The sequence below is a fragment of the Sulfurospirillum diekertiae genome (genome assembly GCF_011769985.2).
Lineage (GTDB): Bacteria > Campylobacterota > Campylobacteria > Campylobacterales > Sulfurospirillaceae > Sulfurospirillum > Sulfurospirillum diekertiae.
In genome coordinates, this window is record NZ_CP039734.2 from 967,896 (window position 1) to 989,818 (window position 21,923).

26 protein-coding genes are annotated in these 21,923 nt (G+C 39.3%); 19 read left to right on the forward strand and 7 right to left on the reverse strand.

The window, feature by feature from the left end:
* Positions 1-127 precede the first annotated feature (127 nt).
* The 8 genes from ilvC to FA584_RS04915 all read left to right on the forward strand — a co-directional run bounded on the left by ilvC (position 128) and on the right by FA584_RS04915 (position 6,066).
* Complete coding sequence (ilvC, locus tag FA584_RS04880; protein ID WP_096046361.1) at positions 128-1,150, forward strand: ketol-acid reductoisomerase; 1,023 nt, start codon at positions 128-130, stop codon at positions 1,148-1,150.
* Positions 1,151-1,239: 89 nt separating this feature from the next.
* A complete protein-coding gene (gene minD, locus FA584_RS04885; RefSeq protein WP_088437305.1) occupies positions 1,240-2,049 on the forward strand; it encodes a septum site-determining protein MinD in 810 nt (269 codons plus the stop codon).
* Positions 2,046-2,285, forward strand: a complete 240-nt coding sequence (minE, locus tag FA584_RS04890) for a cell division topological specificity factor MinE (protein WP_096046362.1) — start codon at positions 2,046-2,048, stop codon at positions 2,283-2,285. The genes minD and minE overlap by 4 nt, the downstream gene beginning before the upstream one ends.
* 8 nt (positions 2,286-2,293) lie before the next feature.
* Positions 2,294-3,436, forward strand: coding sequence for a divergent polysaccharide deacetylase family protein (locus tag FA584_RS04895; RefSeq protein WP_167750386.1), 1,143 nt, complete (start codon positions 2,294-2,296; stop codon positions 3,434-3,436).
* The gene (locus tag FA584_RS04900) at positions 3,436-4,206 is read left to right on the forward strand and encodes a DNA-processing protein DprA (RefSeq protein WP_096046364.1); all 771 of its coding nucleotides are present in this window, start codon (positions 3,436-3,438) and stop codon (positions 4,204-4,206) included. Before FA584_RS04895 ends, FA584_RS04900 begins: the two co-directional genes overlap by 1 nt.
* Positions 4,207-4,215: 9 nt before the next feature.
* Positions 4,216-5,019: a sulfite exporter TauE/SafE family protein gene (locus FA584_RS04905; RefSeq protein ID WP_096046365.1), complete on the forward strand. Its 804-nt coding sequence runs from the start codon at positions 4,216-4,218 to the stop codon at positions 5,017-5,019.
* A gap of 24 nt (positions 5,020-5,043) precedes the next feature.
* Positions 5,044-5,511, forward strand: a complete 468-nt coding sequence (locus tag FA584_RS04910) for a YbaK/EbsC family protein (RefSeq protein ID WP_096046366.1) — start codon at positions 5,044-5,046, stop codon at positions 5,509-5,511.
* 30 nt (positions 5,512-5,541) lie between these two features.
* A complete protein-coding gene (locus FA584_RS04915) occupies positions 5,542-6,066 on the forward strand; it encodes a hypothetical protein (RefSeq protein WP_167750387.1) in 525 nt (174 codons plus the stop codon).
* Positions 6,067-6,087: 21 nt separating this feature from the next.
* Here the strand turns inward: FA584_RS04915 and FA584_RS04920 are convergent, their stop codons facing one another.
* Positions 6,088-7,278 carry an L-serine ammonia-lyase gene (locus tag FA584_RS04920; protein ID WP_167750388.1) on the reverse strand — a complete coding sequence of 397 codons (1,191 nt, stop codon included), beginning with the start codon at positions 7,276-7,278 and terminating at the stop codon, positions 6,088-6,090.
* A 269-nt stretch (positions 7,279-7,547) separates the two neighbouring features.
* Between FA584_RS04920 and ruvX the strand changes: the two genes are divergently transcribed.
* The 5 genes from ruvX to thiS are packed head-to-tail and all read left to right on the forward strand — an operon-like array spanning position 7,548 to position 11,021.
* Positions 7,548-7,955, forward strand: a complete 408-nt coding sequence (gene ruvX, locus FA584_RS04925) for a Holliday junction resolvase RuvX (RefSeq protein WP_167750389.1) — start codon at positions 7,548-7,550, stop codon at positions 7,953-7,955.
* Positions 7,948-8,556: a trimeric intracellular cation channel family protein gene (locus tag FA584_RS04930; protein ID WP_167750390.1), complete on the forward strand. Its 609-nt coding sequence runs from the start codon at positions 7,948-7,950 to the stop codon at positions 8,554-8,556. The genes ruvX and FA584_RS04930 overlap by 8 nt, the downstream gene beginning before the upstream one ends.
* 39 nt (positions 8,557-8,595) lie before the next feature.
* Entirely contained in the window at positions 8,596-9,786 is a 1,191-nt protein-coding gene (locus tag FA584_RS04935; protein ID WP_167750391.1) for an aspartate aminotransferase family protein, read from the forward strand.
* Positions 9,787-9,795: 9 nt separating this feature from the next.
* Positions 9,796-10,821: an SAM-dependent methyltransferase gene (locus tag FA584_RS04940; protein WP_167750392.1), complete on the forward strand. Its 1,026-nt coding sequence runs from the start codon at positions 9,796-9,798 to the stop codon at positions 10,819-10,821.
* The gene (thiS, locus tag FA584_RS04945; protein WP_167750393.1) at positions 10,821-11,021 is read left to right on the forward strand and encodes a sulfur carrier protein ThiS; all 201 of its coding nucleotides are present in this window, start codon (positions 10,821-10,823) and stop codon (positions 11,019-11,021) included. The genes FA584_RS04940 and thiS overlap by 1 nt, the downstream gene beginning before the upstream one ends.
* On the opposite strand, the gene acpS is transcribed toward thiS, so the two are convergent.
* The 5 genes from acpS to FA584_RS04970 all read right to left on the reverse strand — a co-directional run bounded on the left by acpS (position 11,018) and on the right by FA584_RS04970 (position 14,775).
* Positions 11,018-11,392, reverse strand: coding sequence for a holo-ACP synthase (acpS, locus tag FA584_RS04950; protein ID WP_167750394.1), 375 nt, complete (start codon positions 11,390-11,392; stop codon positions 11,018-11,020). The two genes, thiS and acpS, sit on opposite strands and share 4 nt — an antisense overlap.
* Positions 11,389-11,928: a flagellar basal body-associated protein FliL gene (gene fliL / locus FA584_RS04955; RefSeq protein ID WP_167750395.1), complete on the reverse strand. Its 540-nt coding sequence runs from the start codon at positions 11,926-11,928 to the stop codon at positions 11,389-11,391. Before fliL ends, acpS begins: the two co-directional genes overlap by 4 nt.
* Positions 11,929-11,991: 63 nt before the next feature.
* Positions 11,992-13,347 carry a DNA repair protein RadA gene (gene radA / locus FA584_RS04960; RefSeq protein WP_167750396.1) on the reverse strand — a complete coding sequence of 452 codons (1,356 nt, stop codon included), beginning with the start codon at positions 13,345-13,347 and terminating at the stop codon, positions 11,992-11,994.
* Positions 13,340-14,227: a signal recognition particle-docking protein FtsY gene (ftsY, locus tag FA584_RS04965; protein ID WP_167750397.1), complete on the reverse strand. Its 888-nt coding sequence runs from the start codon at positions 14,225-14,227 to the stop codon at positions 13,340-13,342. The genes radA and ftsY overlap by 8 nt, the downstream gene beginning before the upstream one ends.
* The gene (locus FA584_RS04970; RefSeq protein WP_167750398.1) at positions 14,227-14,775 is read right to left on the reverse strand and encodes a TlpA family protein disulfide reductase; all 549 of its coding nucleotides are present in this window, start codon (positions 14,773-14,775) and stop codon (positions 14,227-14,229) included. Before FA584_RS04970 ends, ftsY begins: the two co-directional genes overlap by 1 nt.
* Before the next feature lie 64 nt (positions 14,776-14,839).
* Here FA584_RS04970 and FA584_RS04975 point away from each other — a divergent pair, with 64 nt between their 5' ends.
* The 6 genes from FA584_RS04975 (at position 14,840) to FA584_RS05000 (ending at position 20,947) form a co-directional block, all read left to right on the forward strand.
* Positions 14,840-15,499 carry a 5-formyltetrahydrofolate cyclo-ligase gene (locus FA584_RS04975; protein ID WP_228448134.1) on the forward strand — a complete coding sequence of 220 codons (660 nt, stop codon included), beginning with the start codon at positions 14,840-14,842 and terminating at the stop codon, positions 15,497-15,499.
* The gene (gene rny, locus FA584_RS04980; RefSeq protein ID WP_167750400.1) at positions 15,405-16,961 is read left to right on the forward strand and encodes a ribonuclease Y; all 1,557 of its coding nucleotides are present in this window, start codon (positions 15,405-15,407) and stop codon (positions 16,959-16,961) included. The genes FA584_RS04975 and rny overlap by 95 nt, the downstream gene beginning before the upstream one ends.
* A gap of 57 nt (positions 16,962-17,018) precedes the next feature.
* Complete coding sequence (locus FA584_RS04985; RefSeq protein ID WP_167750401.1) at positions 17,019-18,824, forward strand: ABC transporter ATP-binding protein; 1,806 nt, start codon at positions 17,019-17,021, stop codon at positions 18,822-18,824.
* Positions 18,805-19,473, forward strand: a complete 669-nt coding sequence (locus tag FA584_RS04990) for a lipid-binding SYLF domain-containing protein (protein ID WP_096046382.1) — start codon at positions 18,805-18,807, stop codon at positions 19,471-19,473. Before FA584_RS04985 ends, FA584_RS04990 begins: the two co-directional genes overlap by 20 nt.
* A gap of 8 nt (positions 19,474-19,481) precedes the next feature.
* Positions 19,482-20,045: a DedA family protein gene (locus tag FA584_RS04995; RefSeq protein ID WP_096046383.1), complete on the forward strand. Its 564-nt coding sequence runs from the start codon at positions 19,482-19,484 to the stop codon at positions 20,043-20,045.
* A 242-nt stretch (positions 20,046-20,287) separates the two neighbouring features.
* Entirely contained in the window at positions 20,288-20,947 is a 660-nt protein-coding gene (locus FA584_RS05000; RefSeq protein WP_096046384.1) for a LexA family transcriptional regulator, read from the forward strand.
* A gap of 9 nt (positions 20,948-20,956) precedes the next feature.
* Here the strand turns inward: FA584_RS05000 and FA584_RS05005 are convergent, their stop codons facing one another.
* The gene (locus FA584_RS05005) at positions 20,957-21,886 is read right to left on the reverse strand and encodes a bile acid:sodium symporter family protein (RefSeq protein ID WP_096046385.1); all 930 of its coding nucleotides are present in this window, start codon (positions 21,884-21,886) and stop codon (positions 20,957-20,959) included.
* Between the last annotated feature and the right edge of the window lie 37 nt (positions 21,887-21,923).

Below are 21,923 nucleotides of genomic sequence, written 5' to 3' on the forward strand. Positions count from 1 at the left end.
TGATTTGTTTATCTCCAAATTCTATCTCGTGTTGGTTTATAGTTTCCTTTTGTGCTTTTACATGTAAAGTTTTTAAGTAACTATTCTGTAAAATACGGCATTTAATATTACATGTAAGGATTGACAAATGGCAATAACCGTCTTTTATGACAAAGATTGTGATTTAAGTGTTATTCGCTCTAAGAAAGTAGCGATGATCGGTTTTGGTTCTCAAGGACACGCACATGCAGAAAATCTTCGTGATAGTGGCGTAGAAGTCGTTGTAGGTCTTAGAAAAGAGGGTAGTTCATGGGCAAAAGCGGAAGCAAAAGGTTTTCGTGTAATGAGCGTTGGTGAAGCAACCAAATACGCAGATGTTGTCATGATTTTATTGCCAGATGAGTTACAAGGCGATGTCTTTGCCGCAGAAATTAAACCCAATTTAAGTGCAGGTAAAGCGATTGCCTTTGGTCATGGTTTTAACATTCACTACGGTCAAATCATTACACCTAAAGGAATCGACTGTATTATGATCGCTCCTAAAGCACCAGGACATACGGTAAGAAGTGAATTTGTAAACGGTGGTGGTATTCCTGATCTTATCGCTGTTGATCAAGATGCAACTGGCAATGCAAAAGCCATTGCTCTTAGTTATGCATCTGGTATTGGTGGTGGTAGAACGGGTATTATTGAGACAACCTTTAAGGACGAAACTGAGACAGATCTTTTCGGTGAGCAAGCGGTTCTCTGTGGTGGTGTTACATCACTCGTAGAGGCGGGTTTCCAAACATTGGTCGAAGCAGGTTATGAGCCTGAAATGGCATATTTTGAGTGTTTACATGAACTTAAACTCATTGTCGATTTGATGTACCAAGGTGGTATTGCCGATATGCGTTACTCTATCTCTAATACAGCAGAGTACGGTGATTATGTGAGTGGAAAGCGTGTTATCAATGCTGAATCAAAAGCTGCGATGAAAGAGATTTTGGCTGAGATTCAAGATGGTCGTTTTGCAAAAGATTTTATTTTAGAGAGAAAAGCAGGATACACTCGTATGAATGCTGAGCGTTCTATGACTGAGAGAAGCCTTTTGAATAAAACAGGCGAAAAACTTCGTTCTATGATGCCTTGGATTACATCTAAAAAAATCATCAATAAAGACAAAAACTAATCCATTATTTTACCAGTAAAAACTGGTGCATTTTGATGTCATAGGAGCTTTGCTTCTGTGACATTATGAATTTAAAAAAAAGAGGTTATATGGGCATTGTTATCACCGTGACGTCTGGTAAGGGTGGTGTTGGTAAATCAACCACCACAGCAAACCTAGCCGTTGGACTTGCAAATTTAGGCAAAAAAGTTGTTGCGATTGACTTTGACATAGGTTTGAGAAACCTTGATATGATTTTGGGTCTTGAAAACCGCATCGTTTATGATGTGGTTGATGTCATGGAAGGTCGTTGTAATCTTGCGCAAGCTTTGATTAACGATAAAAAGTCTAAAACACTCTATTTTTTACCTGCGAGTCAAACCAAAGATAAAGATATTTTGAATAAAGATAAAGTCAAAGCGTTGATTGAAAATCTCAAAGAGAGTTTTGACATCGTGATGATCGACTCACCAGCAGGTATTGAAAGTGGATTTGAACACTCTATTTTCCTAGCAGATCGTGCACTCATTGTCTCAACACCTGATGTCAGCTCTGTACGTGATGCGGATCGTGTCATTGGAATCATTGATGCCAAAAGTGAACGTGCCAAAAATGGTATGGAAGTTGAAAAACACATCATTATTAACCGTATCAAACCTGAGATGGTGGATGCTGGCAATATGTTGAGTGTAGAAGATGTTTTAAGCATTTTAGCACTGCCTCTTATTGGTATTGTTCCTGATGATGAGGACATTATTACTTCTACCAACACAGGCTCACCTATCGTCAATAAAGACAAATCCCTCTCAGCCGAAGCCTATCGCCGAATTGCTCGACGTATTTTAGGTGAAGAGGTTGAGTTCTTAGATATCCGAGCTAAGAAAGGACTTATGGCAACCCTTAAAGGAATTTTCAAATGAGTTTGTTTGATAGTTTCTTTGGACGCAATAAACCTACAGCAGATGTGGCAAAAAACCGCCTAAAAATTATGCTTGCTCATGAGAGAGCCAGTTGTAAATTGCCGTATATGGACGATTTACGCAATGATCTTATTGCGGTTATTCGCAAGTATACTAACGTAGAAGATGTAAAGATTACCTCTCAAACGAATCAAAATATTGAGTTATTAGAAGTTGAAGTCATTCTTGGAAAGTAAGTTTATTCATGGTAAAAAAAATTAACGAAAATAAAAATACACAAGAGGGCACACCTCTTCGTGAGATAAAGTCGGGTCAACTCAGAAAATACAGTTTGCTTATAATGCTTGTTTTAACACTTATGTTAACGGCTTTTGGTGTCTATATCTATATGACAACCTCGTACGAACATTATTATAAAACAGCTCAAAAAGAGCATGAGACATCCAGCGAAGAGTTAATGCATAAGATGAAGCAGATGTTGGATGATGAAAAAGCGCGACAGTCTGAACTGCCTACGCCACCAAACCCTGTTGAAACAAATGTTACAGAACAAAATCAAACGCAAATGCAGCAACCAACTGAAAAATCTGTTGATAGTAATGAAACAAATGCTACCATGGTTGCTCATGAAAATGAAAGTAAAAGGCAAGAACTCTCTGAAGTTCATGATTATGAACGTAGCCTCAAAGAGAGTGGCAAACCTGCACGCCCTAATGAAGTCATTCGCAAGAAATATCCTGAGGGAACAACACCAAGACTTGCCATTATCATTGATGATGTCTCTTTTGCTTGGCAAACACGTTCCATTAAAGAGATTCCTTACAAAGTGACACCTTCCTTTTTCCCACCAACAAAAGGACACCCAGATACGGTGCGCTTGTCTCATGATTTTGAGTTCAGAATGATTCACCTTCCAATGGAATCAAAAAACTACTCTTCACCTGAGCCTGACACTTTGAATGCTGTTGATTCTACTGAGGTTATTGAAAAGCGAATTAAACGTATTAAAGAGTGGTTCCCTGAAATTATTTATTACAATAATCACACGGGTGGATCTTTTACGGCAGATTATAACGCTATGGATCGTTTGGTTAAAGTGATGAAAGAAAATGGTCTTATTTTTGTTGATAGTCGAACCGCTGGAAATTCGAAAGCGCCTGAAATTACCAAAAAGTACAACATGTTTCTTTTCTCCCGCGATGTCTTTTTAGATAATTCTCTCGATAAAAATTTGATTCGCACACAATTAAAAGAAGCCGTTGCTAAAGCAAAAAAACATGGCTATGCGATTGCTATTGGGCATCCACATAAAAATACTCTAGAGGTATTAAAAGAGTCTCAAGATCTTTTAGAAGGTGTGGACATGGTTTATCTCAAGGATTTATAATGATCCAAACCATAGACTTTCATATCCCCGAATTGGAGTGTATGAAGGTCTATCCCAAACTGCTTTATTATCTTGGTAATTCGAATCTTCTGACGCGCCCTAAAATCTCTATTGTCGGCACACGACACCCCATAACATACACAAAAATATTGACAGCAGAATTGGCTCACAAACTCTCTTTGGCAGGGGTCTGTATTGTCAGTGGTGGCGCACAAGGGGTTGATGGTATTTCCCATCAGTCAGCGGGCATTTCCAATACCATCATGGTGGCAGGAACAGGGCTTGATATTCGCTATCCCTCTTTACATGTAAAGCTGATTGAAGGCATTGAAAAAGAGGGGTTGGTACTGAGCCAATTTGAAGCAGGACAGCCTTCTCTTAAATGGAATTTTCCATTGCGTAACGAATTGGTAGTTGCTTTGGGCGAAGCACTGATTGTGACACAAGCTGATCTGAAAAGTGGAACGATGCACAGCATTGAATTTGCGCTCAAAATGCAAAAGCCGATCTATGTACTGCCGCATCGTTTAGGGGAGAGTGAAGGTACTAACTGGCTTCTCTCCAAGGGATTAGCCACACCACTGTATGACATCGATGCGTTTGTTGCCCATTTTGGTCATGTGGATATACCTAGCAAAGATGATTTTTTGATCTACTGTGACACACATCCTCTTTACCTTGAAGCAGTGGCAACATTTCCACAAAAAGTATTTGAATATGAATGTTTGGGTAAAATTGCAGTTGAAAATGGACGCATTAAATGCGTATAAAGGAAACAGATGGGTTTTGAGTGGATTATTGCTTTTTTAGTCTTGGGATTAGTCGTTGGCTTTATGGCGGGATTACTTGGTATTGGTGGTGGTGGAATAATGGTACCCGTCTTAACAAGCATTTTTCTCGCACAAGGTGTTCCCGTTGAACAAGTTGTCCACATGGCACTTGGAACCTCAATGGCTTCTATTGTTTTCACATCCTTTGCGAGCATGAGGGCACACCACAAAAAAGGTGCGGTGATGTGGAATGTCGTGAAATACATGGCAGGAGGTGTCGTCATTGGTACATTTGCGGCAACCTTTTTAGCGACTTATATGAAATCAGTGCAACTTGCCATCTTCTTTGCGATCTTTATGGCCTATGTTTCCATTCAAATGGCGATCGATAAAAAACCCAAACCGAGTCGTGAGCTTTCAACGCCACCATCGCTTTTTGGGGTAGGTTCATTGATTGGCATTGTCTCTGCGTTGGTTTCTATCGGTGGAGGTTCTCTTACCGTGCCGTATCTTGTTTGGCAAAATGTGGATCTTAAAAAAGCAATAGCCACATCTGCTGCCATTGGGTTTCCTTTGTCTATTGCAGGCACTGCTGGCTATATTGTCAATGGACTGATGCACGCAGAAGGAGGTGCTGATATGATGTTAGGGTTTGTGTATCTCCCTGGCGTTGTCCTTATCTCCATTGTGAGCTATTTTACGGCTCCTTTAGGTGCTAAAATGGCGCATACACTTCCTGTGGGCAAGCTCAAAAAAATTTTTGCATTGCTTTTAATGACACTCAGCATTAAAATGCTGACATCAGTCCTTTAGTTCTTTACATGTAAAAGCGTTAAGATGGCGATAGAAAAAGTTAAAGCTTATTTTAAAACGTTTGATATGGAAGAGCAAGTGATTGAGTTTGCAGTTTCCAGCGCAACCGTTGAACTTGCCGCTGCTGCATTAGCATGCGCACCAGAGCGCATTGCTAAAAGCCTTACTTTTTATGGGGAAGAGAGTGCTATACTGATTGTAACAGCAGGTGATGCTAAAGTCGATAATCAAAAGTTTAAAGAGCATTTTAACATGAAAGCTAAAATGTTGAAAGTAGAAGATGTAGAGCCACTTATCGGACATGCCATTGGTGGTGTCTGTCCGTTTGGGGTCAATACTCATGTGCATATCTATTTGGACATTTCGCTCAAGCGCTTTGATGTGGTCTACCCAGCAGCAGGAAGTGCCAATAGCGCGATTGCTTTAGATTTAAAGTCATTAGAGGTTCATTCTAAAGCGTTAGGTTGGGTAGATGTTTGTAAAAACTGGTAAGACTCGTTTACATGTAAAGAGGAATATATAATGCAAAAAGTTTTTTTAACGATATTTTTGATTCCATCATTACTTGTGTGTGCAAGCAATCTTTTTGACGAAAACCAGCCTCTTGTGGCTGTAAGTAGCTGTATGGAACGTATTGAAATTAAAAATAGCCATACTCCTGTTGATCTGTTTAAATCAAGCGCTAAATGTATTGAGGAAGAAAAATACCCGCAAGCTGTTGAGCTTTACTTGGTGGCTACAGCGTATGGTTATTTTGATAGCGCACGTGTGGTGGACAAAAGCACACGTCAATCCTTAGATACGCTCAAAACTGAAATTTTTGGACCACTGGATGCTACCAAACGTAATCAGTTTGCAGAAGCTTTGCGTGCAAGGTTGGATGATATGAAATCAAGCTGTAATTTCCTTGAAAAGCTAGGAAAGCCAACTTATTATCCAAAATATTTGGTCGAAAATGGTGTGACGCGTGGCGATGGACTCATTCTTAATTACGATGCGAAGGCCTTGTGGGATGATACACGGTTTGAGTATTTGAAATGCCCGTAAATTATCTTTACATGTAACACTTTAAAGATAGTGTTTCGCCAGACCTCCGAGCGAGGTCTCTTTGTAGTTGGTGTTCATATCTTTGCCTGTTTCGACCATCGTTTGAATAATCTCATCAAAACTGACTTTATGTGTTCCATCGGTATAGGAAGTATATTCTGCCGCATCAACGGCACGAATCGCCGCTACGGCATTGCGCTCAATACAAGGCACTTGTACGTAGCCTGCTATGGGGTCGCACGTCATACCAAGATGGTGTTCTAGTCCCATCTCTGCCGCGTAATCAATCTGCTGTAAATTGCCTCCAAAAAGATACGATGCCATGCCTGCTGCCATTGAACACGCGACACCCACTTCACCTTGACAGCCCACTTCTGCGCCTGAAATGGAGCCATTAAATTTCACGATATTGCCCAAAAGTCCCGCCACAGCAAGGGCTCGTAAACAGTCGGTTTGATCTAACGTATAAAGCTCTTTGAGGTAACGAAGTACGGCAGGAACAACGCCACAGGCACCACATGTTGGGGCTGTGACGACAATATTGCCTGAAGCATTCTCTTCACTGGTGGCGAGGGCATAGGCGAAAATGATGCCATGAGTACGTTTTTCTTCTTTGCGCGCTTTAGCAAAAAACATGGGAGCTTTTCTGGGGTATTGAAGAATTCCAGGTAAAACACCTGATTGTTTTAGCCCTCGATCAATCGTGGTTTGCATACTTTGCCACACTTCAGCAAGATACTCCCAGATTGTTTCACCTTCGTAGGCTTCGACATATTGCCAAAGCTCTTTGTGCTCTTTTTCGCACCATTTTATAATCTCATTAAATGTTGTGAGTGGATAAATGGAAGGCTCAGCAATAGGATTTTCTCCTGCTTCTTTGAGCGCACTACCACCTACACTGTAAACTTCCCAAGAGCCAAGCAGTTCTTGTTGTTCATTAAACGCTTCAAAAAACATGCCATTGGAGTGAAAGGGTTTGGTGATGTCGGGACGAAAGAGTATTTCAATACCAGAAGAGGCTAAAGCTTGGCGGAGTGCATCATCGGTTAAGTGACCACGTCCCGTTGCCGCAAGCGAGCCAAAAAGAGTGGCACGGTATAAAGAAGCATTGGGAAAGCGTTTTTTGAAAAGTGTACCTGCGTTAAAAGGTCCCATCGTGTGGCTGGAAGAGGGTCCATGCCCAATACAGTAAAATGACCTAAGTGATTGCATGAGAGACACCTTTTGCGACGAAAAATTGTGGTGGATTATAGCATAGAATATGCTTTACATGTAAAGGCACAAAGAGCGCTTTAAATCAATCTTCGGTAGAATAAATTTATATGAGACTCCTTGCAAAATTCATTTTGCAAGAAGAAAAAGCAGCGAAGGTGCGTGGGCTTTCTACCGAAGAAAACGCAGTGTTAACGTAGTCTTTAGAGTTTTGCTTTAAAGACGTGTAAAGAGTTCTGCAAGAACTCTATTGAACTAAAGAGTACTATTTGAAAAAAACAGCAAGTATTGATATTGGGCTGAAGCGTATTGGTGTGGCACTTAGTTTGGCTGAAGGCATTGTGTCTCCGCAAGAGGCGATACTGCGCAAAAATCGTGACCAAGCCGCACGCGATGTCGATGCTTTTTTAAACGAATGGAGCATTGAACTTTTGGTCGTGGGACTTCCCAAAGGTGGCAGTAGCAGTGAAGAGATGGAGCGGCGCATCAAACACTTTGTGAGTTTGTTGGCATTTAGCGGCGAAGTGGTCTTTCAAGATGAGTACGGCTCAAGCAATGAAGCCAAAGAGATGATGCAAGGCATTACCCGTCAAAAGCGCGATGGCAGAATTGATTCCATGGCGGCAAAAGTGATTTTAGAACGCTATTTTGATACTCTAAAGGCGCGTCATGGTTGAGCTTGAGGTTGCAGAAATTATCGGAACAGTCGCTTTCGCACTGAGCGGTTTTTACGTGGCGGTGAAAGAAAAATTGGATCTTTTGGGTATTTTTATCGCTTCATTTCTAACAGCACTCGGTGGTGGACTGGTACGCGATATGTTGGCAAGCCGCTCTCCTTACACCTTTACCCATCTGATGCCTTCTATTTTAGTAATTGCAGTCATTGGGCTGAGTATTTTGTTTCAATTACATAAAAAAGATGAGATTGAGAAGACATTTTATTTTATCATTAGCGATACGTTAGGATTGGTTTCATTTTCTATTTCAGGGGCATTGATTGCGTTACAAGTAGAGTTTAACTTCTTTGGCGTTGTTTTAATGGCACTGATAACAGCCGTAGGCGGAGGTGTCATTCGAGATATTTTACTGAACCGTGTGCCTCTTTTGTTAACCAGTGAATTTTACGGTACGGTTTCACTTTTGGTGGGAGCGATTTTATTTGTGTTTGCGCAGTTTGATATTAGTGGATATGTGCCTTTGATGGCAGTCTTTGCTTTTGGAGCAGCACTTCGATTGTTAGCGTATTACAAACAGTGGAATTTACCCAAAATTGGGTAAGGTTTTTTTCGCTATAATAGTGCTTTTTTAGAGGAGTACATGATGGATTTTGAAACAATGGATAAAGAGTATGTGTTGCAAACGTATGCGAGAAACTATGTCAATTTTAAACACGGTATCAACGCAACACTTTTTGATGATAAAGGAAGAGATTATATCGACTTTACGAGCGGTATTGGTGTGGTGAGTGTGGGGCATGGCAATCAAAGACTTGCGGATGCAATCAGTGATCAAGCACGCAATCTGATACATACCTCCAATCTCTATTTGATTGAACCCCAAGCAAAGTTAGCGAAAAAAATCAATGAACTCACAGGCTTTGATGTAGGAGTATTTTTTGGTAACTCAGGTGCTGAAGCCAATGAAGGCGCCATTAAACTGGCACGTAAATACGGCGAGAAAAAATTTGCCAATAAAAAATTCAAAGTGCTAACCTTGGAACACTCATTTCATGGTAGAACGATTACGACGGTTAAGGCTACCGGACAAGAAAAATTTCATCAAACGGCTTTTGCGCCGTATCCTGAAGGATTTGCGTATACCAAAGAGATCGCGGATCTTTATAACTCTATCGATGATGAGACCGTTGCTGTCATGATAGAACTTGTTCAAGGGGAGGGTGGCGTTAAGGCATTCCCTAAAAAAGAGATTCAGGATTTGGCAAAGTTTTTGAAAGAAAAAGAGATTTTGCTCATTATTGACGAAGTCCAAAGTGGTGTTTTTAGAAGTGGCGAGTTCTTAGCAACATCGCTTTATGAGATCGAGCCAGACATCATCACACTTGCCAAAGGTTTAGCAGGTGGTGTACCTATTGGTGCGGTTATTAGCAAACACAAAGATATCTTTGAAGCAGGCGATCATGGTAGTACCTTTGGTGGCAATTTCCTCTCAACACGTGCAGGACTAGAAGCATTGGCCATTTTAGAAGAGTACAAGCAAAGTGGTATGCTGGATGAAGCACTCATCTATTTTGATGGAAAACTAAAAGCGACACAAGCAGCATTCCCCACACTGTTTGAAAGTGTTGAAGGTCTTGGTCTTATGCGTGGTCTTAAGTGTCCAAGTAGTGATATTTTGGCAAGTATCATCAAAAAAACATTTGAAAATGGCTTATTAGTATTGAAAGCTGGTAAAAATACGTTACGTTTTTTACCACCACTTACCATCTCGAAAGAGGAGATTGATGAAGGCTTTAAACGCTTAGAGAGTGCGTGTAAAACGCTTTTATAAAAGAGATACGTGAAATTTAGCGCTTATATGCAAGAGTGGCTCTATGGTAATGAGGGCTACTACCGCAATGTGCGAACCATCGGAAAAGAGGGTGATTTTTACACCGCTGTGAGTACGAGTATGTTTTTTGGTGGCTCCATTGCCAAACGACTGATTTCAACCATTGAAAGTGGTTTTTTAACTTCATCTTGCACTGTCGTTGAAATTGGTGCACATAAAGGCTATCTCCTAGCCGATATGATTCAGTTTATTTATACCCTCAATCCCGAATTGCTCCAAACCCTCACATTTGTCATTGTTGAGCCTTTTTCTGCCAACCAAGCAATGCAAAAAAACTACTTTGAAGAGGCTTTTGGAGATGCTGTAAAAGTTTTACATGTAAAGCGTTTGGAAGCGTTTACATGTAAAGAAGCATTCTTTGTGGCGAATGAGATTTTTGACGCTTTTCCCTGTGAATTGATCAAAGAAGATCAGATGCTTTTTATTGAAAAAGACCAAGCTTTTTTTGAGACAATGGACAGTGAAACGAAAGCCAAAGCAAAAGAGTATGGTATGAGCAAAGGCGAACTTTGCTTGGAGTATGAGCCTTTTGCAGATGCGATGAACCAGTGTTGTGAACGTTTTGAGTTTGTAACCTTTGATTATGGCGATAAAGAAGCACGTGGTGATTTTTCACTACGCGTTTACGCTAACCATCAGGTCTATCCATTTTTTGCACTCACCGATTTAGTGGAAGAAAAGCTTCGTGAAAAAAGTGATTTTAATGGCTTCTTTGCTAAGGCGGATATTACGTACGATGTCAATTTCAGCCACCTTTTCTATGCTTTTGAAAAAAATGGCATTCATGTTCATGACTACGCGACACAGATGAAAGCCTTAGTTGATTTTGGTTTGGTGGAGCTTTTAGAACTTTTTGCTCAAAATGTTTCAGAAAAGCAGTATGAACGGGAAATGAACAAAATTAAAACATTGATTGACCCTTCCTTTATGGGAGAACGATTTAAAATGGCGTGTTTTCGTAAAGGAGAAGCTTAATGCAGTTGATTGTGAATGGTGAAAGAAAAGAGAGCGAAGCAAAGAGCATTAAAGCACTTTTGGATGAACTTGGAATTGAAAGTAAAGTAATGGCGGCAGCTGTCAATATGAATGTTGTCAAAAAAGAACTCTGGGAGAGTTATGTGCTTGTGGAAAACGATAAAGTCGAGTTTTTACAGTTTGTAGGTGGCGGCGCTTAGTGCCAAAGCTGTCGGTTGCTTTTCTTGCCTTCAATCACCACTACAGCAATAGCAAAACCATTGTCATGCGTGATGGAGAGTGAAAGATCGGTAATCTCATAATCTTCAATTAAATGACGTGAAAGTGTAAACGAGGGTGCATTTTTGGAATCTTTTGAAAGCTTGATGTCAAAGAAACCACATTTTTCGCTAATACCAATACCTAAAGCTTTAGAAACGGCTTCTTTTGCCGCATAAAACCCAGCAATCGTGGTATCACTGTTAGCTAAAGCAATTTCTTCAGGAGTTAAAAATTTAGCGAACGCCTTGTCACCAAAGCGCTCTTTGAGTTTGGTTATTCGCTCAATCTCAACAATATCGATGCCGATCATTGAACCACAAAATCTGTAAAGTAGATATTTTTGACTTGTCCATCAGAGAGATTTTCATTGATTTTATCAAGGACTTCATCTTTGAGTTTATCTTTTCCCTTCAATGTGCTAATCTCTTCAAATGTTTTAGAAGAAAATGTGCGGATGATAATATCACGAATCAAAGATTTTTTATGGTCCATCTCAGGTTGTAATTTTGGATCGCTAAGCTCCAAATCAATGGAAACTTTTAAAAAGCGATTGCCACTTTCGCTGAGTAAGTTAACAATGAACTGTGCCATCGGGTACATGGGACCAATGGCTAAATGATCAGTTGATTTTTTACTGGTAGTTTTTTTCTTCTCTGTTTTGACATCTTGTTGCGAGGTTGTTGTTGCAGCGGCTTCTTCATGGCTACTGCCTAAAAGCAAAAAAGCTGCAGCGCCTCCACCAATGAGAATTACTACTAATAAGACAATGACAATGATCAGAACCATATTGCCTTTTGGTTTTTTTTCAACAGTAACATCGCCATCTTCGGGTTTTTTGCCAGCCATTCTTCTATCCTTTTTTACATGTAAAACACAATTTACTATATATCGTGTTATTTCGTAAAAAATTTACATCCATTCGATTAATTTCGAAACTTCATCAATATTATAACACTTGATCCCCTCAATCTTCTCTAATGGGAGAGAAGGAACGACCGCTTTTTCAAACTGTTGAGATTTTGCTTCTTTAAGCCTAAGATCAAGGTTAAAGATATCTCTGACATCACCAATTAAAGAGACTTCGCCGATAAAAATGGTATCTTTGCTAATAGGTCGGTTGCGGTAGGAACTAATGATCGCTGCAATAATGGCAAGATCAGCCGATGTTTCACTAATTTTAATCCCTCCAGCGATGTTAATATAGACATCGTACTGATTAAAGGGGAGGTCAAGTTTACGCTCCAAAAGGGCGAGAAGCATTGTAAGGCGGTTGAGTTCATACCCTGTTGCGCTGCGCTTGGGGTTGGGGTAACCGCTATCGCTTACCAGTGCTTGCACTTCTAACACGATAGGACGGCTTCCTTCCATTAAGACAGTGATGGCGGAACCTGCTTGTGCTTTTCCCCTTGTAAAAAACTTTTTGGAGATATCTTTAGCACTAACAAGTCCTACTTTAGTCATCTCAAAGATGCCTACTTCACTGGTTGTTCCAAAACGATTTTTAAAACCGCGAAGCAGACGAAGTTCACGTGAAGAGTCGCCCTCAAAATAAAGTACCGTATCAACCATGTGTTCTAACACACGTGGGCCTGCAATCGAGCCTTCTTTCGTAATGTGACCGATGATAAAAATAGCGATATTCTTATCTTTTCCATAACGCATCAGTTCAAACGTGATCTCACGAACTTGAGAGACACTTCCTGGTGCTGAAGCTACTTTTTCGCTGTAAATCGTTTGAATAGAGTCAATAATCAAAACTTCAAAAGAGTGTGTATCGAGCTCTTTAAAAATCGTATCGAGTCTAATTTCAGAAAGAAGGTAAAGATTGGGATAGTTGCTGTCTACTCGGTTTGCACGCAGTTTGATCTGGCTTGAAGACTCTTCTCCGCTTACGTAGAGAACTTTTTTTCCCTCTTTTGCAAGGTTGCCTGCAATTTTAAGAAGCAGGGTTGATTTTCCAACACCGGGGCTTCCGCCAATAAGTGTTAAACTTCCTTGAACGATACCACCGCCTAGTACCAAATCCAGTTCTTTGTCTCCTGAACTGTAACGCTCAACTTGTTCAAAGCTGACTTCAGTGATGGGAATAGCGTTACTTTGGGAATGGGTTGCTGGTTTGGAATTGATCTCTTTGAGCACTTCAATTTGTTTATCACTCAGCTCAATATATTCATCCCACGCACCACAATTAGGGCATTTTCCAAGCCATTTAGCACTTTGGTGTCCGCATGCTTGGCATTCAAATAGAATCTGTTTTTTAGCCATTGGTATTGGTGAAAATAGAGTCTAAAATGGTATCAATATAATCATCCGCATTAAAAGGAATCAGATCATCTTTCCCCTCACCCACACCTACGTAGATGATAGGAAGCTCTAATGCTTTTGCAATGCCAAAGAGTGAACCACCTTTTGCAGTTCCATCAAGTTTGGTAATAATGATAGCATCAATACGAATCATTTCATGAAAGGCTTTTGCTTGGTTAATAGCAGAGCTACCTTGTGTTCCATCTAAAATAAGAATTTTACGGTGTGGTGCACCCGTAAGCGCTTTATCGCAGATACGAACAATTTTTTTCAGCTCATTGGCGAGATTGACTTGGTTGTGCAGACGACCTGCGGTGTCGATGATGACATGATCAAGTTTTCTTGCCACGGCAGAACTGATAGTGTCATAGGCTACAGCGGAAGGATCATGCCCTTGTTGTGTGTAAATGATACCTACATCAATCTTCTCAGCCCAGCTTTTGAGTTGTTCAATCGCAGCGGCTCTAAAGGTGTCAGCTGCGCCTAAAAGTACACTTTGGTTCTCTTTTTTATAGTTATGAGCTAGTTTGGCAATGGTTGTGGTTTTGCCTGCTCCGTTAACACCAATGATGAGCTCAACAAAAGGCTTTTGCAAAGTTTTAACAGAAGAAGTGGTGTCATACTTAAAATAGGCTTTGAGTACACGCTTGACATCTTCACGTGCGATGGTTTGGGCGGGAGGAAGATAGTAAATAATTTCTTCAACCAATTCATAAGGAATATCCGACTCAATTAATATCTCTTCTAAAAGCGTTTTGTCAATTTTCTCAACTTTTTCAGGCAATATTTCTTTGATGGTTCCGAGTGTTTTAGCAAGCCCTTTTTTAATAAAGCTAAACATTAAAGTACTTTTTTGATATCAGCGTCAATCATCTCTTCAGGAATAGCTCCTACATAATGCGTAGAGTATTTGCCTTCTTTGTCATACAAAAACATCAGTGGAATATTTTTGACACCACCTACACTTTGTGCTAATTTGAAGTTTTCAAGTCCGTTGGTAATAATGTAATGAATATTGTTATATTTCATAAAATTGCTGATCTCTTCATTGGATTTATTTTCTTCTAAAAGAACACTAATGATGACAAAATTATCTTTATATTTTTCTTGTAGGTTGTTAAGGTGAGGAATTTCAGCTTTGCAAGGAGGACACCACGTTGCAAAAAAGTTGACTAAAACAACTTTGTTTTCATAGCCTGAAAAGCTAAAGCCTTTTTCAAGTGGTGTAACAACAATCTCTTTTCCTGAAACATCTTGAAGAATAATTTTTTCATTTTTAACCTCTTCTTGCACTTTTTCAGACTTTGCTTCGGTTTTTTTCTTATCAGAAGAACAGCCATTAAAAAAGAGCATTGAGGACGCGATAAACAGAGCAAACCAAAACTTCATTCATATCCTTTTTTTATATTATAAAGGATATTATTGTAGTCAAACAAGCCTTAAAGTGACAACAATGCAAAAAATTAAGTTTGAAACAAAATCAGAATTTCGCGCTTATGCCAAAGCAAAACTCTGCGCAGTTCGCAATAGTTATAAGCGTGATAAAATAGTGGAAAAAAATATTTTGAGCCTCTTTAGTCACCTTAAAATTCGCTCTGTTTTACTCTATGCCCCACTGCCGATTGAGTCCAATATAAACGGCGTTATCGCTACATGTAGACGAAGAAAATATAAGGTCTATGTTCCGTTTATGGAAGGCGTCAGTTTCAAGATGGTAAAATGGAGATTGCCTTTAAGTAGAAAAAAATTTAACATTGAAGAGCCTAAAAACTCTTTTGCTGTTAAACCAAAAATTGATTTTGCGATAGTGCCCGTCATAGGGGTTGATGGGGCATTCAAAAGAATTGGTTTTGGAAAAGGGATGTATGATCGATTTTTTGAGTCTCTTGTACCAAAACCTCCAATAGCATTTGTTCAAAAGGAGTTTTGTATGACGCAAAGCCTTTTATCAGAAGAACATGATATTGCAGCAGATATTTATTTAACCCCTTATCAAACTATTATCAAAAGAGGGAAAAATGGTCTTAGAGTCATTAGCGGTCGGCGGAGCTGCCGTAGTAAGCGGCGTTGCAGGATTTTTCATCGCAAAAAAGATGGAAGCAGCAAATTATGAGATACATGTTGCCCAAGCAAGGACTAAAGCGAAAGCAATTGAACACGAAGCGGAGTTAATCCTTAGTAGTAGCAATATTAAAGTGAAAGAAGCCGAATTAGAGGCTAAACGCAAGTACGAAGACCGAACGATTACGCTTAAAAAAGAACACTCTGAAAAGATGCTTGATCTTGAGAAAAAAGAGCGTAGTTATAAAGATGAATTCAAAAAAATCACAAAAGAACGTGAAGATTTACAACTTTTACAAGCCAATGCAAACTCTTTATTTGAAGAGGGAAATCAACTAAAAGAAGAGTATAACGTTAAAGTCAATGAAGCACTTGTGGTATTGGAACGCTCATCTGGTTTGACTCAAAATGAAGCCAAAGAGATTGTTTTAGCCAAAGTTGAAGAGCAGTCTCGCGCTGAGATCGCCCATACCGTAAGACGCCTTGAAGAAGAAGCCAAACAAGATATTAAACGTCGCGTGAACTATATTTTAGCGCAAGCAACAACCCGTTTTGCAGGCGAGTTTGCGGCGGAACGTTTGATTAATGTTGTCAACATTAAAGATGACGAACTCAAAGGTCGTATTATTGGTAAAGAAGGTCGCAATATCAAAACCCTTGAGATGCTTTTAGGCGTGGATATTATCATTGATGATACGCCTAATGCGATTATCTTAAGCAGTTTTAACCTCTATCGTCGTGCCATCGCTACCAAAGTTATCGAGCTTTTAGTCCAAGATGGCAGAATTCAGCCTGCACGTATTGAAGGTATTTATGAAAAAGTCAAAGATGAATTTGATCAAAGTCTAACGGAAGAGGGCGAGAATATCGTTATCGACCTTGGCTTGACCAAAGTACATCCAGAGCTTGTGAAACTCATTGGTCGCCTTAAATTTAGAGCCAGTTACGGTCAAAATGCCCTTGGTCACTCGCTTGAAGTGGCACACTTGGCTGGTATTATCGCGGCTGAAACAGGTGGCGATGTCCTTCTCGCACGTCGTGCAGGCATACTCCATGATATCGGTAAAGCCTTAACCCATGAAACCGCAGGGAGTCATGTCGATTTGGGTGCAGAGATTTGCCGTCGTTATAAAGAGCATGATGTGGTCATCAATGCGATTTTCGCGCACCATGGACATGAAGAACCAACGTCCGTTGAATCAGCGGCAGTCTGTGCAGCCGATACCCTTTCCGCTGCACGACCAGGGGCAAGACGAGAAGTGCTTGAAAGCTTCTTAAAGCGTGTCCAAGATATTGAAGATATCGCTAAAAATAAACCAGGAATCAAACAAGTGTATGCGATTAATGCGGGTCGTGAAATTCGTGTTATTGCCAATGCTAAACTGATTAATGATGATGAAGCTGTATTGCTTGCAAAAGAGATTGCGCAAGAGATTGAGAGCAAAGTTCAATATCCTGGTGAGATTAAAGTTAACGTCATTCGAGAAATTCGCGCTATTGATTTCGCGCGCTAAAAGCTTTTACATGTAAAGGTCTTGCCTTTACATGTAATCCTGATGTATGGAACGTTAATGCAGACACTTTACACCTTCAAAACCCTTTTTCATGAACTTAAACACTATAAAAAAGAGCTCATTTTTGCCAATATCATTGCTTTTTTAGCGGTTGTTGTCAATACTCCCGTACCTCTTTTGATGCCAATGATAATTGATGAAGTTCTTCTTGGAAAAAAAGGGTTTGTAACACAGAGTATTGATACTCTTTTGGGGCATGTTAATCCTGCTTATGTTTACATCGTTTCTGTGTTGTTTTGTGTTGTGCTACTTCGTTTTTTCTTCTTTTTACTGAATTATTGGCAGACTAAAATTTTCACCATTATCTCCAAAAATATTGCATTTAAAATACGTGAAGTAGTTTTGAGACATTTAAGCCATGTGGCAATGAATCAATTTGAATTTTTTGGCTCAGGCAAAGCTGCCTCTTTGTTGGTGACCGATATTGAAACTATTGATAATTTTTTAGGGTCATTTGTTAGCCGATTAATTATTTCAGTGTTGACTATTTTGGGGGTGGGGGCTGTACTATTAATGATCCATTGGCAATTGGGACTTTTTATTTTAGTGCTCAATCCTGTGGTCATTCTTTTTACAACCAAACTTGCTAAAAAAGTGGCTAAGCTCAAAAAAGAGCAGAACCAAGCATTTGAGCTTTTCCAAGACACCCTTTCAGAAACACTCGACATGTTTGTGCAAATTCGCGCTACGAACAAAGAAAAACTCTTTTTTGGTCAAGTGGAAGAGCAAGCTAAGAACATTAAAGAGCGTTCCATTGTTTTTGGATATAAAAGCGATGGTGCCAATCGTCTTTCGTTTCTCATCTTTCTTTCAGGCTTTGAGCTCTTTCGTGCAGCGAGTATTTTTGTTGTTGCCTATTCTGACCTTAGTATCGGTGCAATGCTTTCCATCTTTGGTTATCTTTGGGTGATGATGGCGCCTATACAGGATATTTTAAATATCCAATATTCGTATCATAATGCACGTAAAGCATTGGATCGTATCAATGAAATTTTGGCTCTCAAAACGGAAGAGAGAGGTTTACATGTAAAGAATCCTTTTTGGGAAAATCGCACCAATGCCATTGAAGTGAAAAATGTCAGCTTTAGCTATGATGGAGGCAAAAAGATTCTTGAAGAGATTAACCTTTTTATTCCTAAAGGCTCAAAAATCGCTATAATAGGGGCAAGTGGAAGTGGTAAAACGACACTGGCACATTTACTGGTTGGACTTTACCCTTTGGAAGAAGGAGATATTTTATTTGATGGTATTTCCGTAAAAGAGATTGGACTCGATGTTGTTCGTGAACATCTTTTTTTAGTCTTACAAAATCCACAACTTTTTAATGCTTCTATGGCTCAAAATTTAATGATTGATGATAAAATAGATAAAGCGTTAGTTCAAAAAGCACTTCAAATAGCACAGCTTGATCATTTTGTTGATGAGCTTCCCGATGGTTTACAAACACAAATCGGAAAACATGGTATTAAGCTCTCTGGTGGGCAGAGACAACGTTTGTCCATTGCCCGAATGGTACTTCAAAATCCCAACGTGGTTATTTTAGATGAGTCCACATCAGCGCTGGATGTTCATACGGAGGCAAAGTTGTTTAATGCACTTGAAAACTATCTTGAAGGTAAAACAACCATTATCATTGCACATAGACTGAGTACCATTAAAAAGGCTGATTTTATCTATGTGATGGATAAAGGAAAAATTGTCGAGTCGGGAACGCAAGAAGAACTGATGCGACAAGAGGGTGCTTTTTTTGACTATGTGACACAAAATAGAAGGAGTAAACAGGATGAAAAAACTATGGTTTAGTTTAATAGTGGGACTAGTGATTTCCACAACACTGTATGGTTCAGCAGAGGAAAAATTACTGGATTCGTCCAATGCACTTAAAAACATGATGCGTGATTCTAAGATTAGAATTCCTCAAAAAGTTTTGGATAAGGCTCAAGCGATTGCCATTTTTCCAGGTACAATAGAAATTAGTATCTTCCTTGGCGGAAAAACAGGCAATGGTGTTATGGTTGTCCGTCGAAGCGACGGCTCATGGAGCTATCCATTTTTTGTGAAACTTGGTGGAGCGGGACTTGGTTTTCAACTGGGTGTTGAGAAAAAAGATATCTTGATGATCTTTGAAAGTACCGATAGTGTTCAAAAGTTGATGAACAATAAAATCACACTGGGTGTTGATGCTTCTGTTGCTGCAGGTCCTGCGGGAGATAGTGCAGGAAGAGGAAGTGAACCAGACTTTAAATCAGAGGTCTATTCTTATACCAAAACACAAGGTGCTTTTGTGGGTGTTTCGTTCGATGGCTCGGTTATGAATCATGACTACGATGAAAACATTGAGTTGTATGGCAATAACATAACGCCGGCTCAAATTATTGAGTCTGATGGATTGCTTTCATCGTATGCGATTGAGGATTTTCTCAAAGCAGTACGAAAGCTTACGAGCTATTAAGGATTTGAGTGGAAGATATTCTTAGCTCTCTTACAACCTATGGATACATTATCCTTTTTTTATATTCTTTTGGAGGAGGTATGCTTGCGATTATTGCCGCAGGTGTACTTTCATATGCTGGAAAGATGGATCTTACAACTTCAATCGTCGTAGCAGCATTTGCAAACGTTATAGGCAGTTCTTTTTTGTTTTATATGGGACGTTATAATAAAAAAGCACTGATGCCGTACATTAAAGATCACCGAAGAAAATTGGCGCTGAGTCATATTTTGATGAAAAAATATGGTGATAAGATCATCTTTATTCAAAAATTCATCTATGGGCTGAAAACATTAGTTCCAATGACTATAGGGGTAACCAAATATCCACAAACTAAATTTCATATCATCAATACGATCTCTGCTATTCTTTGGGCAGTGATTTTAGGTATAGGAAGTTATAAAATTGGAGATATTTTGATGCGTATTGCCACCTATTTTTCGGAAAATACGTTACTTGCTCCACTGATATTACTCTCTATTATTGGAATAATTTGGTTTTACTTCCAATATGCCACTAAAAAGAAACATTAGTTCTTTTTACTCTTAAAGAGACTTCATAAAGATGAAGTCTCTTTTTTAAAATATCTTATTGCTTAAAACAAGCATTTTTTGCTCAAAACGGTTCATAAATTCATTGTAAACTTTACGGGAGTGACTGATGGTACAGATTAAACTTTTCATGGAAGGCTCCTCAGTTATTAAATTTTCATTATTGTAATAAAATTTGAAAATATGTTATAATAATATTTCAAAATGAAATGTTGGAGGATAAAATGCCAGATATTTTAGCTGTTTTGCATAAAGTTAAAGATATTCTCTCTCAAGAGTTGGGTGAGCGCAAAGTATTTGACAAAGATGTGGCTGAAGCCCTTGGGATCAATCAGCTGACGCTTGCTACCATGAAAAATCGTGCCAAGATTCCGTATAAAGAGATTTTGGAATTTTGTGCCAAACGTAAAATTTCGATTAACTGGCTTTTATTTGATCAAGTGGTAGAGAGTTTACAAGCAGAAACGGATAAATTTGCGAGTGTACACTATTTTAGAGATATTTATGCTTCAGCCGGTGGTGGAGCGCTCAATGAAGACGAAGAGGGTGAGATGATGTACCTTGATGAAGAGATTGTACACAAGCTTGGCGGTATTGGTATGATAAAACATATCCAAGCGATCAATGTTTTGGGTGATTCGATGGAACCTACATTGTATACGGGTGATGTTGTCTTTATCAACAAAGAGTACACCAACGCTTTAAAATCAGGTATTTATGTTGTCTCAACTCCTGTGGGTCTATTTATCAAACGTTTGCAACTCCACGCCAATGGAACGGTATCTCTTGTCTCTGACAATGAGGCGTATGCTCCAGAGGTTATCAATGCTGAGGATGTTCAGGTGATTGGCAAAGTGGTTGGAAAATTATCGGCTAATATATAAGAACGCATTTTAGCTTTTTGATGTGTCATATGTCTCTTTTTGTTGTGACCAAAAGCCTGCTAAAATAGCACCAGAGATATTGTGCCAAATACTAAAAACAGCACCGGGAAGTGCGCTGAGCGGTGTAAAATATTTGAGTGCTAAAGCAACCGCTAAGCCAGAGTTTTGCATGCCGACATCAATCGCAATCGTTTTGCAGATCGTAGGATTGAAACCAAACCATTTTGCTCCCATATATCCACTCAGCAGTCCTGCACTGTTATGAAGAATGATACCAACGATGGTCAAAAATCCAATCGATGCGATAGCATTTTGATTGAGTGCAACGACAATGGAAATGACAAAAACAATGGTAATCATTGAAAACATTGCAAAGTAGGATTCATAACGTTTAATCGTTGCATGCAAAAAATAATTTAGGGTAACACCGAGAATTACAGGTATTGCAACAATTTGTAAAATGCTCACAAGCATATCGAATGTGGGGACTGGCACGCTTTGACCGACGTATAAAAGGGTTAAAAGAGGTGTGATCAAAACAGACAAAAGAGTAGATGTCATCGTGATAGTAATGGAAAGGGCAACATCTCCTTTGGCTAAATAAACGATAACATTCGCCGCAGTTCCTCCTGAAACGACACCAACAAGTATCATTCCTACAAAAAGTTCCGTTGATAAATGAAGCATTTTAGAGATTAAAAGTGCTGCAAGCGGCATACAGACAAACTTTAAAATTACGGCTACAAAAATAGTTTTAGGTTGCTTTAGAATACGAGCAAAATCATCTAAATGTAAGGTGATTCCCATAAAAAACATAATCGTTGCTAACAGAGGCGTAATGCTTCCTTTATGGGGTATGAAAAATTCAGGTTTTATATAAGCAAAGCAAGAGAATAGGATAGCCCAAAAAGGGAAGAGAGAATTAATGCGCCCAATCATAATCTATTCCTTCATAAAAATAAACAATGTTATAGCA

Excerpts from the sequence above, each read along its gene's own strand:
- ilvC (WP_096046361.1), top strand. The coding sequence starts at position 128 with ATGGCAATAACCGTCTTTTATGACAAAGATTGTGATTTAAGTGTTATT.
- FA584_RS04915 (WP_167750387.1), top strand. The coding sequence starts at position 5,542 with ATGCAAAAAGTTTTTTTAACGATATTTTTGATTCCATCATTACTTGTG.
- FA584_RS04895 (WP_167750386.1), top strand. The coding sequence starts at position 2,294 with ATGGTAAAAAAAATTAACGAAAATAAAAATACACAAGAGGGCACACCT.
- FA584_RS04905 (WP_096046365.1), top strand. The coding sequence starts at position 4,216 with ATGGGTTTTGAGTGGATTATTGCTTTTTTAGTCTTGGGATTAGTCGTT.
- acpS (WP_167750394.1), bottom strand. The coding sequence starts at position 11,392 with ATGATCGGCATCGATATTGTTGAGATTGAGCGAATAACCAAACTCAAA.
- FA584_RS04910 (WP_096046366.1), top strand. The coding sequence starts at position 5,044 with ATGGCGATAGAAAAAGTTAAAGCTTATTTTAAAACGTTTGATATGGAA.
- minE (WP_096046362.1), top strand. The coding sequence starts at position 2,046 with ATGAGTTTGTTTGATAGTTTCTTTGGACGCAATAAACCTACAGCAGAT.
- thiS (WP_167750393.1), top strand. The coding sequence starts at position 10,821 with ATGCAGTTGATTGTGAATGGTGAAAGAAAAGAGAGCGAAGCAAAGAGC.
- FA584_RS04985 (WP_167750401.1), top strand. The coding sequence starts at position 17,019 with ATGCAGACACTTTACACCTTCAAAACCCTTTTTCATGAACTTAAACAC.
- FA584_RS04935 (WP_167750391.1), top strand. The coding sequence starts at position 8,596 with ATGATGGATTTTGAAACAATGGATAAAGAGTATGTGTTGCAAACGTAT.
- FA584_RS04975 (WP_228448134.1), top strand. The coding sequence starts at position 14,840 with ATGCAAAAAATTAAGTTTGAAACAAAATCAGAATTTCGCGCTTATGCC.
- FA584_RS04920 (WP_167750388.1), bottom strand. The coding sequence starts at position 7,278 with ATGCAATCACTTAGGTCATTTTACTGTATTGGGCATGGACCCTCTTCC.
- ftsY (WP_167750397.1), bottom strand. The coding sequence starts at position 14,227 with ATGTTTAGCTTTATTAAAAAAGGGCTTGCTAAAACACTCGGAACCATC.
- radA (WP_167750396.1), bottom strand. The coding sequence starts at position 13,347 with ATGGCTAAAAAACAGATTCTATTTGAATGCCAAGCATGCGGACACCAA.
- minD (WP_088437305.1), top strand. The coding sequence starts at position 1,240 with ATGGGCATTGTTATCACCGTGACGTCTGGTAAGGGTGGTGTTGGTAAA.
- FA584_RS04990 (WP_096046382.1), top strand. The coding sequence starts at position 18,805 with ATGAAAAAACTATGGTTTAGTTTAATAGTGGGACTAGTGATTTCCACA.
- FA584_RS04970 (WP_167750398.1), bottom strand. The coding sequence starts at position 14,775 with ATGAAGTTTTGGTTTGCTCTGTTTATCGCGTCCTCAATGCTCTTTTTT.
- rny (WP_167750400.1), top strand. The coding sequence starts at position 15,405 with ATGGTCTTAGAGTCATTAGCGGTCGGCGGAGCTGCCGTAGTAAGCGGC.
- fliL (WP_167750395.1), bottom strand. The coding sequence starts at position 11,928 with ATGGCTGGCAAAAAACCCGAAGATGGCGATGTTACTGTTGAAAAAAAA.
- FA584_RS05000 (WP_096046384.1), top strand. The coding sequence starts at position 20,288 with ATGCCAGATATTTTAGCTGTTTTGCATAAAGTTAAAGATATTCTCTCT.
- FA584_RS04900 (WP_096046364.1), top strand. The coding sequence starts at position 3,436 with ATGATCCAAACCATAGACTTTCATATCCCCGAATTGGAGTGTATGAAG.
- FA584_RS04930 (WP_167750390.1), top strand. The coding sequence starts at position 7,948 with ATGGTTGAGCTTGAGGTTGCAGAAATTATCGGAACAGTCGCTTTCGCA.
- FA584_RS05005 (WP_096046385.1), bottom strand. The coding sequence starts at position 21,886 with ATGATTGGGCGCATTAATTCTCTCTTCCCTTTTTGGGCTATCCTATTC.